Here is a 15,382-nt window from a genome sequence, read left to right as displayed (position 1 = left end):
TAATGAGTCGTGAAAATCACGTCAATAGCCGTCAATCAGCGTCTCCTTGGTTGCCTGATACACCCGCTTATTCAGGATTCAAACCTAAGCCGCATAATTGGCTTTGCTTAGAGGCTGCTCAAGCCGACCAGTTTGAATCTTTAATTCTTAAACAAATTCCATTACCAAGTGAACCGATTCAAATTGAACGTCTGCAAACCGAGCACGATTTTCCTTTTGGTTTTTATCGTCTCAGCTTTGGTGCAACTGATGAGACTCAGCCTTGGTTTATCAAGGTGGTCAATCATCACCAGGCAAAAAGGCAAGCTAAGGCCAATCAAGTTGTAACTTTTCTTGCAGATCGCAGAGCAAAACAGCTAAAAAACAGTTTTGCGACCAGTGTGTTATTGACCGGTTTTCCGCAGCAGGTAACGGCAGAAGTTTCAGTTTTGGCTTATGGCTATATCGATGGGCGTTTTTTACAGCCAACATTGCAGGATATGCAACGCTTAGGTAAGGCTTTGGCAGAACTGCATGCGGAATTGAAGTCATACCCTCAGCAGCAAGTAAAAAGTCACGGATTAAAGCGCCACCAGCATCTCAAGGACTTGCTTGAGCAGTTAATGGATACTCAGCAGATTGATTTGCAAAATCGTGTTTTGGCAGAGGCTTTAATGGCGGTTTTTCAACATTATCCGCCAACAAAGCTAGATGTGTTAATCGAGAAGGCACAGTGTGTTCATGGCGATACCAATGTCGGCAATATTTGGTTAGCGTCCGATGAACGGTTGGTGTTTCTTGATTTCGAGGACGCTTTAACCGCATGGTTCAGCCCGTTTATGGATTTGGTTTTTGCTTTGGAACGTTTTGTTTTGTTGCAAGAGTCAGAGCAGGGCAAAACCGTTGAGTTGGCGCAAGCTTTGTTGCAGAGCTACCAAGAGCAAACCAATCTGAAGCTAAGGGATGCGAGCCATATTGAAGATATTCTACAAGCGCTTGCGGTACGCGCGCTTTTGCTGCTGATGGAAGTGAGTAAACAGAATGCAATTGAGTGTGATGCTGAGATGGAAAAATTCTTATATCTTTATAATTGGCCTTTGCAAAACAGAGCGCTGTTACAAAAAATATTTGCCTGACCTAATCTCAAATATCAACAAAATCTTGTCTATTTTTTGTTTGGATGCCTTCATTAATAGTCAATGCTTTGCTATTGCGCTTAATTTAGCGCGCTTTAAGTGGAAATTCCTTTAATTATTGTTTAAGCTGGTTTGAATTTGTACATAATTAGAAATACGTTTTCTACAGATAGGTATTAAAGCGTTGTCGCCGACTCAGTTAAATGACCAGATCAAATTACTAATCTCAGCTCGAGATCCGGCAACAGCACTGTCTTTTCAGCTACTGATTCCTTCTCTTCTTCAAAACCCGGCCTTTAGTGTTAAATTGCTGATGCAGGAACCGGCTTACTCTATTATCCATGAGGCGCTTGCTCAGTCAGGTGCGAGCCATGTCAGCTTGGAATCCTTTACTCCGAGAAATAATCTGCAAGAAAAAATCAAAGCGGTAAGTACCGTGGTAGCGGATTTTTCTCCTGATGCGGTGCTGACTGGTATTTCCGGTCCGGATATAGGCGTTGATGAAGCCTTATTGAAAGTCGCTGAACAATTGAATATTCCCAGTTACGCTTTACAGAATTTTTGGGGCGACATCAACCAGGCAACGGGCGCTTTACCGCATACCGCCTTTGTCTTGGATGATGAAGCGGCACATCTTACTGCCAAACGTTATCCGAGTATTCGTTCGATTCCGATTGGTTCCATTAAACATCAAAATTTCAAAGAATTTGATAGTTTGGCTTTGCGTGCTGAGCAGAGGAAGGCTTGGTTGAACTCGTCAGAGGACGGAGCGGTATTGGTCGGCTTTTATGGCCAGCCGATCCTTGAGGTAAAAGGCTATTTTGCCACGATCGAATCGATGGTCGAGCAGCTCAAAGCTTGGCAGAAACCGTTCAAATTGATTTATCGTCCACATCCTAAGGAATCAGATGAGTTGCAGAGTAAAACTTGGCAGCTTTTCAGCGCTGCGTTTGCCGACAGAGTGCAGCGAGATGATAGCGATCATTTGGTGAAAAGCCTCGCGGCTTGCGATTTAGTGGTCAGTGCGTTTTCTACCTGCGGATTTGATAACCTTTATTTGAACGAAATGGCTCCTCATGGCTTTAACAGCAGTATTTATTTGTGGTTCAACGCCGATTTGATAAAGTGGTGGCAGGACTACAGTGGTTTAACTGAGATGCCACTGAAAACTGAAGATTTGTTGTTAATGGTCGATAAAGAAGAAAAGCTCCTTGAAGTTTTTGAGCAAGGTTTAGATCAGGATATTCAGCAAAGATTGCGGCAAAATGCCAAATTGCACCTGCCTGATCCAAGTGTTTCAGTTCATAAAGTGATACAGACAATTATCGAAGACTGGCAAAACTGGCACGAACCACGCTTATCATCTTCACAGCTGTCAAAATATTGATTATAGAATAATGACTATTTAGGGTCTAAGCATGCAACTATTTGATTGGCATTCCATTGCAATATCTCCGTCGGACTCTATAAGGGAAGCCTTAACGGTTCTGGATCAACAGTCGTTACAGATTGTTTTGGTTGTTGATGACAATCAGGCGCTGGTCGGCACAGTCACAGACGGTGATGTGCGTCGCGCCTTGCTTCGCGGTGAAACTTTGAACAGTGAAGTATCTTCGGCGATGAACCGGTCGCCGACAATCGGATTGAATAACGAGACCGAAGTGGTTTGGCATCAAAAGATGTTGCGTAAGTCTTTACGTCATTTACCGATTGCCGATGAGAATAACAAAGTCATTGGCCTGTATTATCAAAAAGGGCAGGTGACGGAAGTTCGCAAAAACCCGATTGTATTGATGTTGGGTGGTCAAGGAATGCGTTTGCGTCCATTAACGGAAACGGTTCCTAAACCTATGTTGATGGTGGGCAATCAACCGATTCTGGAAACCATCGTCAAGCATATCGCCGAGCAGGGGTTCACCGAGTTCTATTTTTGTATCAATTACTTGGGTGAACAGATTCGTAAGCATTTCGGCAATGGTGAAAAATGGGGGATCAATATCACCTATATTCAGGAAAATGCCGCCATGGGAACAGCCGGCGCGTTAAGCCTGCTACCGTTGTTACCGAAAGAGCCGTTTATTGTGATGAACGGTGATCTGCTAACGAAAATCAATTTGTGCTCGTTGATCAAATTCCATAAAGAGCATGACAACAAAGTCACCGCCTGCGTTAGAGAATACACACAACAAGTGCCGTATGGTGTGGTTGAGCTGGACGGAAGCTACGTCTCTCAGATGGTGGAAAAACCGAGTTACCGCTATTTTGTTAATGCCGGTATCTATTGTTTATCACCGGAAACCTTGCAGTTGGTTCCGCAAAACGAGTTTTACGATATGCCTACGCTGATTGCTGAAATTCTTTCGGATAAAGAAAAAGTAGGCGGTTTCCCGATTACCGAATATTGGATGGACATTGGACAGATGCCGGATTTTGAACAGGCTCAAATGGACTACGAAGTATATTTTAATCATTTGGATGAGGTAGGTTAGATTGCAAGCTAAGAAGGTATTAGGCTTAATTCCGGCTCGCGGTGGTTCGAAGGGAATTCCTAAAAAAAATCTTTATCCAATTATGGGCAAGCCCTTATTACAGTACAGTTTTGAAGCTGTGAAAAAAAGCCGTTTTATCACCGATGTCATGATGTCGACCGAAGACAGCGATATTATGAACTTTGCCAATATCTGGGGAGTTGATACGCGTTATAAGCGCCCCGATGAGTTGGCTACCGACTCAGCCACAACGATCGATGTTGTGCTTCATGCGTTAGATTGGCTCGAAGAGATCGGCGAATTGCCGGATCTGCTTATTTTGTTACAGCCAACTTCTCCTCTTAGAACCGAATATGAAATTGACGGTGCCATCGAACAGTTTTTAGAAAGTGGTTGTGATTCGCTAGTCAGCGTTCACAAGATGCTTGAGCACCCTTATAAATGCATGCAGGTTAAAGACGATGGCTGGGAATTTTTAGCCAAACCGGCAAGTTATGTTTCACGCCGTCAAGATTATAAAAACGATTATTTTGCGATCAATGGCGCCCTATATGTGGTGACGCCAAGTTTTCTTCGCGAAAAACGTAACTTCGTTGTAGAAGGGCTTACCGAACTCTATGAAATCAGTTCCATCAAGGGTACTGATGTCGATGAATTAGCTGATATTTTCCAAGTGGAAGCTTACCTGAAAATGGCCTCGCAGCAATAAACTCAAAACAGAAAAGATTTATGGAAACGATAGAACAATTAACTTGGCAAGAAAGCCCGTTTGGTGAGCATTACCTTAAAGAAGTCAATAAAAGCGCTTTTCAGCGTCAGTTGTCTAAGCAATTATTTGCCAAACACTTTGCCAAGGCTTTTGATAATGATGAAACACTTTATGTCATTGTCGGTACAGATTCCGGGCTGTTGCTGAAGTATGTTCAGCAGTATTACGATGAGTTGAAAAATTCACGTTTTGTTTTTATCGATTTTGACAATGTTTTGACAGAGATTAAAGAACAGTTCGATGCGAAAAAATATGAACGGATTAATGTCTTCAAGGAAAGTTTTGATCTGGCTTTATTGGGGCAACTTTATTCCAGTTATTTGGTTACCGGTAAAATAGAGCTGTTCCGTTCCATTGCCGTACTCGATGCCAAGCGAGATGAACCCTATGCTCAGCTTTGGCACCATTATCAGGAAAGCTTCCAGCAGTTCTTGGTGGTTGAAAAAAACGCCTTGGACTCACGCCCGTTTATCGATGCGATGTTGTTGAATGCCAGCCATAACCTTGAGCCGCTGATTAATCATAGTGATGCTTTGCAAGGTGGAACCGCATTGATTCTCGGTGGAGGTCCTTCTTTGGATGAGGCATTACCGTGGATTAAACAGGTGCGAGAAAAGCTGGTCATTTTTTCTGCGGGACGCATCGCCAGACGTTTATTAGCTGAAGGTATTTCACCGGACTTTTTTGTCTCGGTTGACCCTTACGATATCAGTTTTGATAACTCCAAAGGAATGTTCCATTTTGTCGAAGATTCTATCCTGCTTAACGGTAACCATATTTCGCCTAAAATTTTGGCGCAGTGGAGTGGTGCCAGCAGCTATATGTCGACCAAATATCCGTGGCATGAAAAAGACGGGAAAATGGAAAAAAATATTGCCGCCCCAGGGCCGAATGTGATTAATACCGCGGTTAATGCCGCGGTGGAGCTTGGATGTTCGCAAATTATCTTTTCCGGTGTCGATTTGTGTTTTCCATTAGGTAAAGCCTACGAATCAAGTAGTGATGAAGCCAAAGTTGGTGGGCGTTTTACCTTTAAAGGCGTGAGTACCGTAAAGGATAACCGTGGTGAGCTGGCTGAAACACAGCCAGCTTATGCCAATGCTCGTCAGGGGCTGGAATTGCAGGTGAAAATCTATTTACAGGAATATCCGCATTTGAACTTTATCAATACAGGGCTATATTCTGCAGCGATGGAAAATGTCGAATATGTCGCGCCTGAAAAGATTGAGCAGAAAATCGATCTGGTCAGTAAAAAGCAGCAAGTGGCGAGTTTGAAGCAGTCTCTTGAAATGAGCTTGTCAGAACGAACGCAGCGAGTTGAATCTTCGGTTAAGGAGTTGCAATCGCAACTGAAGCGTTTTAAATCGATTGTCAGTTTATCTAAAGATGGCCTGAAGTTTGTCAAGACACTGTATAAGAATGGTCAGCAAGATGATAAGTCGGTAAAAAAATCGATGAAAGCGCACAGTAAAATCAGTCAGATTATCGGCGATGACGGCGATATGCTATTCAGATATGACTCGGTGGCTTTCAAGGAAAACTTCCGTCCAATGGACGAGCAGAATATGGAACAAGAGGATATCGAGTCGCAGTTGACCTCTTTTTTCAAGGGGGTAAACCGTTCCGCCGAAATGTTCTCAAAGCAGTTGGAGCTTGCCATTCATTATGCCAAATTGACCGAAGACGAACTTAAAAACCGAGACTTTGACGCTCTATCTGAGCGTTGGCAGAAATATGACGCTATCGGTAGGGTATTCAACTTTGTTAAGTGGCACCCTGAAGCGCTTCAGGTTCATGCTGAAAAAATCGAAGCATTGCAGCAGAATTTTTATGATGAGTTGAGTAATACTCAGACAAGACTGGTTGAGAGTCTAGAAAAGAAAAGTCGTGATTTGCCGTCATTGATCAGTCGTATTGAACAAGCAAAAGAACAGCATAACCGTCAAACTCTAGTAGAACTGCTTGAACACTTGCAGTCTTTGCAAGAAGACGCCGCGGTTAAATCGCTGATTTTTTATGTTCAAGGCCTGTTGGCGGATATTGATGGTAATGCTGAAGAGGCAATAGCTGTTTTAAAGCAGGCTGAGGATAATATTATCAAAGAGAAAGCGCTGTTAAAGTGTTTGTCTATCTGTATGCAGGCTCGTAATCATCAATGTTCATTGCAGACCTTAGAGGCCCTATGTAGTGTGTCGCTAAATTACATGATTCCTTATGCCGATTTTTTAAAGACAATCGGTCAATTGCCGTCTGCCATTCAAATTTTAGAAATTTACGTACAAGCGCAATCGCAAGACTTCGACGCTTGGGCGAAACTGATTCAGTTTACCCATGAAGTTGATCCGCAAAGAGCCAAGCAAATTGCCGAACAAGTGATTGAATATGATCCGGAAAACGAGATGATAAAAGCTTACTTATGACCTTAAATGAACTTCAAAGCTAAAATCTTGTGTTGTGATTTATAAACTGAAACCCGCTTAAATAGCGGGTTTTTTGTATTTGGAATAAAAAATTACGTATTCAGTGTTAAAGAAAAGCTATTTCTGTCGATAAGGTAATTGAAGGCTGAATATACAGCCTCAAGATATAAAAAAAATACAAACACAAAACACAACAAGGGAGCATTATCATGGCAATGGTAATCAATACAAATATGGGTTCATTGAACGCGGTCCGTACCTTGGATCTGACAAGTCGTGAACTTAGTACTTCAATGGAACGCTTAACAAGTGGTCTACGCATTAACTCAGCAGCGGATGATGCAGCGGGTCTAGCGATCACCACAAGCATGACATCTCAGATTCGTGGTACAGACCAAGCGATCAAAAACGTCAGTGACGGGATTTCTTTAGTACAGACAATGGACGGCGCTTCGGAAGAGGTTGTCAACGCCTTGCAGCGTATGCGTGAACTTGCCGTACAGTCTTTGAACGGTACTTATGGCGATGCTAACCGTGCACAGATGGATTCTGAGTTCTCTCAGCTGGAAGAAGAGATTAACCGTATTGCACACACAACCAAGTTCAACCAGATCAACTTGATGGGTAATGTCAGTGTTTCTGGTCCGCTGGTTTCAGGTACACCTACCCCGGTAGATGTGCATGTAGGTTGGCAAGCAGGTAGTGCGAATAAGATTACGGTATCTACCGCCAGTTTCCGAATCGCCGCTTCTGGTGCCTCGGGGATTTTGGGGCGTTATACCAATATTACCGGTTCTGTGGTGAGTGCGTCTTTTTCTGCAAACACTCTGACCACCCAGGCCGGTGCATCGGTGGCGATCCAGCATATTGACGGTGCTCTGTCACTGGTGGGTAACCAGCGTGCGGCATGGGGTGCTCTACAAAACCGTTTAGAGTCGACCATGTCTAACTTGCAGAATATGAATGAAAACATGAACGGTGCACGTTCGGCGATCTTAGATGCAGACTTTGCGAAAGAGAGTGCGGAACTGGCTCGAACACAGGTTCTACAGCAGGCAGGTATGAGTATGTTAGCTCAGGCTAACCAGTCTACTCAGAATGTCATGCAGTTACTTCAGTAATTCCTCGTTATCAAATGTGACGGTCGCTGTTAAAAAATGATCGTCACATCTTTAAATTCTTTCACTTGATTTGTAATTAATTTGGCTAAGACTCTGATTGGCTTGAGTCCGGTTTTTTGCACCCTGAAAAAGTCGAAATTGTCGATATCTCTTGTGTGCGCATTATTTATATAACTTTTTGAAAAAAAAGATTTTTTTAAGAAAAGAATAAAGTTTTTTGCTAAAGAAAATCTATCTTGGTCGATAAAGTAATTGAAGGCTGAATATACAGCCTCAAGATATAAAAAAATACAAACACAAAACACAACAAGGGAGCATTATCATGGCAATGGTAATCAATACAAATATGGGTTCATTGAACGCGGTCCGTACCTTGGATCTGACAAGTCGTGAACTTAGTACTTCAATGGAACGCTTAACAAGTGGTCTACGCATTAACTCAGCAGCGGATGATGCAGCGGGTCTAGCGATCACCACAAGCATGACATCTCAGATTCGTGGTACAGACCAAGCGATCAAAAACGTCAGTGACGGGATTTCTTTAGTACAGACAATGGACGGCGCTTCGGAAGAGGTTGTCAACGCCTTGCAGCGTATGCGTGAACTTGCCGTACAGTCTTTGAACGGTACTTATGGCGATGCTAACCGTGCACAGATGGATTCTGAGTTCTCTCAGCTGGAAGAAGAGATTAACCGTATTGCACACACAACCAAGTTCAACCAGATCAACTTGATGGGTAATGTCAGTGTTTCTGGTCCGCTGGTTTCAGGTACACCTACCCCGGTAGATGTGCATGTAGGTTGGCAAGCAGGTAGTGCGAATAAGATTACGGTATCTACCGCCAGTTTCCGAATCGCCGCTTCTGGTGCCTCGGGGATTTTGGGGCGTTATACCAATATTACCGGTTCTGTGGTGAGTGCGTCTTTTTCTGCAAACACTCTGACCACCCAGGCCGGTGCATCGGTGGCGATCCAGCATATTGACGGTGCTCTGTCACTGGTGGGTAACCAGCGTGCGGCATGGGGTGCTCTACAAAACCGTTTAGAGTCGACCATGTCTAACTTGCAGAATATGAATGAAAACATGAACGGTGCACGTTCGGCGATCTTAGATGCAGACTTTGCGAAAGAGAGTGCGGAACTGGCTCGAACACAGGTTCTACAGCAGGCAGGTATGAGTATGTTAGCTCAGGCTAACCAGTCTACTCAGAATGTCATGCAGTTACTTCAGTAATGTATTTGCTCTGTCTGAAGTATGAAAAAGATTTAGGTTTTCGCGCTTTCCTTAAAAAAGCGTAAAACATACAAAGGGCAAAAAAGGAGATTTATCATGGCAATGGTAATTAATACAAACGTAGCAGCTCTAAACGCGACCCGTGTTCTTGATGGTACAGGACGCGACTTGAATACAAGTATGGAGCGACTAACAAGTGGTCTACGCATCAACTCTGCGGCGGATGACGCGGCAGGTCTTGCAATCACAACAAGTATGACTGCTCAGATTATGGGTACTGACCAAGCGGTTCGAAATGCGACAGATGGTATTTCGCTTCTTCAGACTCTTGATGGAGCTTCAGAAGAGGTTGTGAATGCGTTACAGCGTATGCGTGAATTGGCTATCCAGTCATTGAACGGTACCTATGGTGATTCTAACCGTGCTCAGATGGATGAAGAGTACTCTCAGTTAGAAGAAGAAATTAACCGTATCGCTCATACTACTCAGTTCAATGGAACTGACATTATGGGTAAAGTATCGGCTTCTGGTGCGCTGGTTTCAGGTTCACCTTCAGCGGTTGGTCTACACGTTGGTGCCTATGCAGGTAGTGCGAACAAGGTAACCGTTTCTCTACAATCATTCCGTATCGGTGCTTCGGGTGCAGGTACAGCAGCTGGTGCTGGTGGTGTATTGGGTCGTTATACCAATATCACAGGTTCAGTTGTCAGTGCGGCATTCTCGGCAAACACTATCGCCACGGCGGCTGGTGCTTCGGTAGCGGTTCAGCACATTGATGGTGCTTTATCTGTACTAAGTACTTCTCGTGCGGGTTGGGGTGCGTTGCAAAACCGTTTGGAATCAACGGTATCCAACCTTCAGAACGTGAGTGAAAACCTATCTGGTGCGCGCTCTCAGATCCTGGATGCAGACTTTGCGAAAGAAAGTGCCGAGCTAGCTCGAACACAGGTTCTACAGCAAGCCGGTATGAGTATGTTGGCTCAAGCTAACCAGACCTCGCAAAATGTAATGTCTTTATTAAGATAATATTTCATAGCAAGGTTGTTTTATTAGGACTCTAATTTATTGACTTAGAGTCCTGATTAAAGCGACTTTAAAACAGATTCCCTTGTGTTTAGCCGCTTTTTAGCGGCTTTTTTTGTTTCTAAGTGATTGATTTTTTTATGACTTGAGAAAAAAGTTTAAAAAAAATAAAAAAAAGCTTAAAGATTTTCAGAAATGGGTCGTTACATAGTTTTGAGGGAATGTTAACAATGTTTCTCGGGTGAATTATAGAAGGCAAAAAATGCCCATACCCAAGATATAAGGCAATCAGCCTGGCATTCTATTAAAAACAAAAGGAGATTTATCATGGCAATGGTAATTAACACAAATACAGCTGCTCTAAACGCGACTCGTGTTCTTGATGGTACAGGACGTGAGATGAATACAAGTATGGAGCGTCTAACAAGTGGTCTACGCATCAACTCAGCGGCGGATGACGCGGCGGGTCTTGCAATCACAACAAGTATGACTTCTCAGATTATGGGTACTGACCAAGCGGTTCGTAACGCTTCTGACGGTATTTCTCTTCTGCAGACACTTGATGGTGCTTCTGAAGAGGTTGTGAATGCGTTACAGCGTATGCGTGAATTGGCTATCCAGTCATTGAACGGTACCTATGGTGCTTCTAACCGTGCTCAGATGGATGAAGAGTACTCTCAGTTAGAAGAAGAAATTAACCGTATCGCTCACACTACTCAGTTCAACGGAACTGACATTATGGGTAAAGTATCGACTTCTGGTGCACTGGTTTCAGGTTCACCTTCAGCAGTTGGTCTACACGTTGGTGCCTATGCAGGTAGTGCGAACAAGGTAACCGTTTCTCTACAATCATTCCGTATCGGTGCTTCGGGTGCAGGTACAGCAGCGGGTGCTGGTGGTGTATTGGGTCGTTATACCAATATCACAGGTTCAGTTGTCAGTGCGGCATTCTCGGCAAACACTATCGCCACAGCGGCTGGTGCTTCGGTAGCGGTTCAGCACATTGATGGTGCTTTATCTGTACTAAGTACTGAGCGTGCCGGTTGGGGTGCGTTGCAAAACCGTTTGGAGTCAACGGTATCCAACCTTCAGAACGTGAGTGAAAACCTATCTGGTGCGCGCTCTCAGATTCAAGATGCAGACTTTGCGAAAGAAAGTGCCGAGCTAGCTCGAACACAGGTTCTACAGCAAGCCGGTATGAGTATGCTTTCTCAAGCGAATGCTACATCTCAGAATGTACTTTCTCTATTGAGATAAGCTTTATTCAATAACTGGATAAGGGAGGAGTAGATATGGATGTGAATTTTTCTACAAAAATATCTACTGCCGAACTCAAGTCAACGGATGCTGCAGCGCAAGCTCAGAAGTCATCGGTTGCACTTGAGAGGCAGCCACAACAAAAGTCGGTGGATTCTTCTCCAGCAAAAGCGGTAGAAAAAGTTCCGGCAGAGCAAGCGGAAAAAGTTATTGAGGCTCTCAATAAGCGTTTTGCTCAGCAGGAGCGTGGTGTTCAGTTCAGTTTAGACCAGGATACCAATTCTTCTGTCTTAAAGTTGATCGATAAAGATACCGACGAGGTAATAAAGCAGTTCCCGAGTGAGGATTCGTTACGGATTATTAAAAATATCCAAAACTATCTGGATTCGGCAAATGAACGTGGAGTCTCTAGTAAAGAAGGTTTGACAGGTTCTTTATTAAATGAAATCATATAGTAACAAGCTATAGTGAAGTTTGATAAGGGGTTATTATGGATGCGTTAAATTCATTGCAACCTGTGAACACGGCAAACCCATCTGAAAGATCGAGTACTTCGGTCAATGATTCCAAGGACAAGGCGCGTCAAGTTGAACAGGTCTATTCTGCTAATCAGGCAGTTTTAGAGCGTCAGCCTGATGCGACTTCCACTGTTAATGATTCATCACAACCATTAAGTGATTCTGATGTCGATAATGTTATGAGCTCACTCAATGAGCAGTTGCAGACATTGCAAAGTTATTTATTGTTTGAAAAGGATGAAGATACAGAGAAAATGGTGTTTTTTATCAAAAATACCGAAACTGACGAGGTGCTTAGACAAGTACCCTCACAAGAATTACTGACTATTTCCAAAAATATTACAGATTATCTGGAAATGGTAAACCAATCATCAAGAGACACGCTGCCACCGGTTGGATTATTGACGGATCAAATGGCGTAAGACGGGCGTCTAACGTTTTCCCTTGTGTGTTTTAGCCGCCCTTATGGGCGGTTTTTTTATTTTCACGCTAAAGTTTTACTTATCTTCGCCGATTTATAAGGTGACAAATATAAAAAAATAAAAACTTTTATTAAAGTTTGGCACGGTGTGAGCTAGTATTGAATACTATTTAGATTCGTATCAAGAGCTGCACTCTCGATCAGGAGAAAAAGATTATGAGTACCACTAGTGATATCGGTTCCAGACTGGTTACCAGTCTGACGAACAGTTCATTCGATATTACCAATATGGCAAAGGTCATTGCAGAAGCTCAAGTAGCGGGGCCAAAGGCCATTTTGCAGCGTAATGTTGAAAAGGTAACGACTGAATTAGATGCTTTAAAGTATTTGCAGGGTAATCTTCAGGCGTTTCAAACCTACGTAACAGACTTGGCTTCTCCTGATCTATTCGCCAGTCGTCTAGCCAGTTCATCAAATGATTCTGTATTGAGTGTATCTGCTACAGATAGTGCAGCCGTGGGCTCTTATCAGGTGGAATCCGTTCAGTTGGCTCAGTCTCATACCTTGGTGTCCAATGTGGCCTATACTTCGCCTTCGGATACGATTACCAGCGGAACCTTAGATATTTCGGTAGGTGGCGCAGCGGTCGGTTCTATCGTTGTTGATGCCAGTAATAACACCCTGGAAGGTTTGCAAAAAACCATTAACAGCGGCGATTATGGTGTGACCGCCTCTATTATCAATAATGGCGGCAGCTACCAATTAATGTTTACCTCGAAAACTTCCGGTGCCGAAGGTGCGGTAAATCTTTCCGGTACGACAGACTTTACCATGGCAAATATGACCACGACAGCAACAGCTCAAGATGCGGTGATGGTGTTAAATGGTCTAACCATTACCAATAGTTCAAATACATTCAGTGATGTTATCGACGGCGTTGAGTTTACATTGCATTCTGCGACTCCTGGTTCTCAGCAGACAGTAAATGTTGGTCAGGACAATGAAGCGGTGACCGAAACCATCAAGAGTTTTGTTGATGTTTATAATCAGCTTGATCAGATTTTGGATGAATTGGCCAGTTATGATGCCAAGGATTTAACTGAAGAAGAATTGGCCTCGGAAGAGTACCAGTATTATGGTGATTTAGCTGGCAGCAGTTTGTTGCGCGCAGTAAGAGATCAAATTCAAGGCTCAATGTCTGGTGCTATTGCTGAATTGGACAGTAATTTCAGCTCACTTGCACTGATTGGTATTACTCTGGATCGAGAGGGTAAGATGAATATTGACGAGTCGGTACTTTCGGATGTGGTCAATAATAATATGCAGGCCTTATCCAGCCTGATGTCCAAAGGTGGTGTCAGCGATGATCCATTGATTAATGTGTTGGGTGGTACTGAACGTACTTCAACCGGAAACTACACCATTGATATTACCCAGTTAGCTGACCGTGCTACGGTTGTCGGCGGGGCTTCAACATCTGTTTCAGGGGTGTTGGCTGACCAAGTAACGGATTTGAATGCTTCTTTGGTTATTGGTGCCGGCGCCAGTTTTGATATTGATCTTGGTGGCGTTACGTCAAATCCGATTACCTTGACAGCCGGAACTTATGCAACCAACGATGATGTTGCGTTAGAGATTCAGAATCAGATCAATGCCGATGCCAATCTTGCCGGCGCCGCCCAATCGGTAACGGTGAGTTTTAACAGCGCTCAGTCTCGTTTTGAAATCACCAGTGCCACGGGTGCGGTGACCATGAATAATGTCACTAATTTATCAGATCAAGGATTTTCATCGGCCTCTTATACTGGAGTAAATGTAGTTGATTTATCGGCTGGAGCCAGTTTTGATATGGTTGTCGATGATGCGCCCCTAACCAATATTAGCATTGCGGCGGGTAGCTACACTATGGACGAGCTAGCGTTAGCAATTGAGCGCGGTGTCAATAAAAATACAGATATTGCAGCAGCTGGTGGAAGCATTTCGGTGTCACATGATGGCAGCGCATTCAGTGTTTATTCGGATCGTTACGGCGGTTTCTCAAATCTACAAATGACGAATTTTGTCGGGTTTGCTAATGCCGGCTTCACTGCAGATCTAACTGATGTCGGGCAGAGTGTAGATGGTACTATTACCACTGCAACAGGAGCATTGAATCTAGGAGCTTATGCCGATCCTGAAGATGGGCGTATGATTAATATATCTGACTATGCCGGGATTGCGGGACAACCCGCTGAAGTTCGTGGTTTGAGCTTCGAGGTATTAGGTGGTGTTACTGGGGCGCGAGGTACAATTACTTTTGCGCAAGGTTTTGCCAGTCGCATCAATGAAACCATTGATGATCTGTTTGAACCGGATTTCGGTTTGATCTCACAGCGTATGGATGGATTGCTCGATAAGGCGGACAGATATGATGATAAGAATAAAAAACTGGATGCTCGTTTCGAGCGTTTAGAGATGCAATATCGAATGCAGTTCGCGATGTTGCAAAGCATTATGTCTAATGCAGAAGCAACGCGAAACCAGTTAATGGCGCAATTTGGAAATAACGATAATTAATAAGTTAAGACAAGGGATTTAACGATGAATATGGCTCTAAAAAAACAATTCGCACAAGCCTATTCCAATACATTTGTGGAAACGGCTGTTTCAGAAGCATCTCCGCATAAGTTGATTCAGATGCTTTATGACGGTGCTCTAAAAAACATGAATCTGGCTAAGGTGTTTCTCGAGCAGAAAAATTTTGAGAAAAAGTCTGCGCATATCAATAAGGCGTTGAGTATTCTAGGGTCTTTACGCGATGGTGTCGATGTCGATAAGGGTGGTAATGTCGGTAGCAATCTATTGGAAATCTACGATTATTGCTACCGTACGTTGTTTGCGGCATCGGCTCAAAATGATATTGCTAAAGTAGATGAAGTCATTGATTTGATTAAAAGTATTAGTGATGCTTGGCAGCAGATGCCCGATAATATCAAGCGTGCCTCAAAAGAACAGTTGGATCGCATAGGTGGCTAG

Annotated in this window: 13 protein-coding genes; all 13 read left to right on the top strand. The window is 43.5% G+C overall.

The window, feature by feature from the left end; all coding sequences use genetic code 11:
- Positions 1 to 2: 2 nt before the first annotated feature.
- The 13 genes from FE785_RS07415 to fliS all read left to right on the top strand — a co-directional run bounded on the left by FE785_RS07415 (position 3) and on the right by fliS (position 15,382).
- Positions 3 to 1,115 carry a phosphotransferase gene (locus tag FE785_RS07415; protein WP_138565145.1) on the top strand — a complete coding sequence of 371 codons (1,113 nt, stop codon included), beginning with the start codon at positions 3 to 5 and terminating at the stop codon, positions 1,113 to 1,115.
- A gap of 184 nt (positions 1,116 to 1,299) precedes the next feature.
- Positions 1,300 to 2,502: a hypothetical protein gene (locus tag FE785_RS07410; protein WP_138565144.1), complete on the top strand. Its 1,203-nt coding sequence runs from the start codon at positions 1,300 to 1,302 to the stop codon at positions 2,500 to 2,502.
- 31 nt (positions 2,503 to 2,533) lie between these two features.
- Complete coding sequence (locus tag FE785_RS07405) at positions 2,534 to 3,604, top strand: nucleotidyltransferase family protein (protein ID WP_138565143.1); 1,071 nt, start codon at positions 2,534 to 2,536, stop codon at positions 3,602 to 3,604.
- 1 nt (position 3,605) lies between these two features.
- A complete protein-coding gene (locus FE785_RS07400; protein ID WP_138565142.1) occupies positions 3,606 to 4,313 on the top strand; it encodes an acylneuraminate cytidylyltransferase family protein in 708 nt (235 codons plus the stop codon).
- 20 nt (positions 4,314 to 4,333) lie between these two features.
- Positions 4,334 to 6,793, top strand: a complete 2,460-nt coding sequence (locus tag FE785_RS07395; protein WP_138565141.1) for a 6-hydroxymethylpterin diphosphokinase MptE-like protein — start codon at positions 4,334 to 4,336, stop codon at positions 6,791 to 6,793.
- A 209-nt stretch (positions 6,794 to 7,002) separates the two neighbouring features.
- On the top strand, positions 7,003 to 7,914 hold the full coding sequence (locus tag FE785_RS07390) for a flagellin N-terminal helical domain-containing protein (RefSeq protein ID WP_138565140.1): 912 nt from the start codon (positions 7,003 to 7,005) through the stop codon (positions 7,912 to 7,914).
- A gap of 322 nt (positions 7,915 to 8,236) precedes the next feature.
- Complete coding sequence (locus tag FE785_RS07385) at positions 8,237 to 9,148, top strand: flagellin N-terminal helical domain-containing protein (RefSeq protein WP_138565140.1); 912 nt, start codon at positions 8,237 to 8,239, stop codon at positions 9,146 to 9,148.
- A 96-nt stretch (positions 9,149 to 9,244) separates the two neighbouring features.
- Positions 9,245 to 10,174, top strand: coding sequence for a flagellin N-terminal helical domain-containing protein (locus FE785_RS07380; protein ID WP_138565139.1), 930 nt, complete (start codon positions 9,245 to 9,247; stop codon positions 10,172 to 10,174).
- Between the two features lie 324 nt (positions 10,175 to 10,498).
- Positions 10,499 to 11,428 carry a flagellin N-terminal helical domain-containing protein gene (locus FE785_RS07375; RefSeq protein WP_138565138.1) on the top strand — a complete coding sequence of 310 codons (930 nt, stop codon included), beginning with the start codon at positions 10,499 to 10,501 and terminating at the stop codon, positions 11,426 to 11,428.
- Positions 11,429 to 11,463: 35 nt separating this feature from the next.
- Positions 11,464 to 11,883, top strand: a complete 420-nt coding sequence (locus FE785_RS07370) for a flagellar protein FlaG (protein ID WP_138565137.1) — start codon at positions 11,464 to 11,466, stop codon at positions 11,881 to 11,883.
- A 35-nt stretch (positions 11,884 to 11,918) separates the two neighbouring features.
- Entirely contained in the window at positions 11,919 to 12,368 is a 450-nt protein-coding gene (locus tag FE785_RS07365; protein WP_138565136.1) for a flagellar protein FlaG, read from the top strand.
- Between the two features lie 215 nt (positions 12,369 to 12,583).
- A complete protein-coding gene (gene fliD / locus FE785_RS07360) occupies positions 12,584 to 14,923 on the top strand; it encodes a flagellar filament capping protein FliD (RefSeq protein WP_138565135.1) in 2,340 nt (779 codons plus the stop codon).
- Between the two features lie 24 nt (positions 14,924 to 14,947).
- Complete coding sequence (fliS, locus tag FE785_RS07355; protein WP_138565134.1) at positions 14,948 to 15,382, top strand: flagellar export chaperone FliS; 435 nt, start codon at positions 14,948 to 14,950, stop codon at positions 15,380 to 15,382.

Source organism: Thiomicrorhabdus sediminis (assembly GCF_005885815.1).
In the GTDB taxonomy this organism is placed as follows: domain Bacteria; phylum Pseudomonadota; class Gammaproteobacteria; order Thiomicrospirales; family Thiomicrospiraceae; genus Thiomicrorhabdus; species Thiomicrorhabdus sediminis.
Note: the sequence above shows the minus strand (reverse complement) of the source record. Positions and strands in the feature narration are given on the sequence as shown.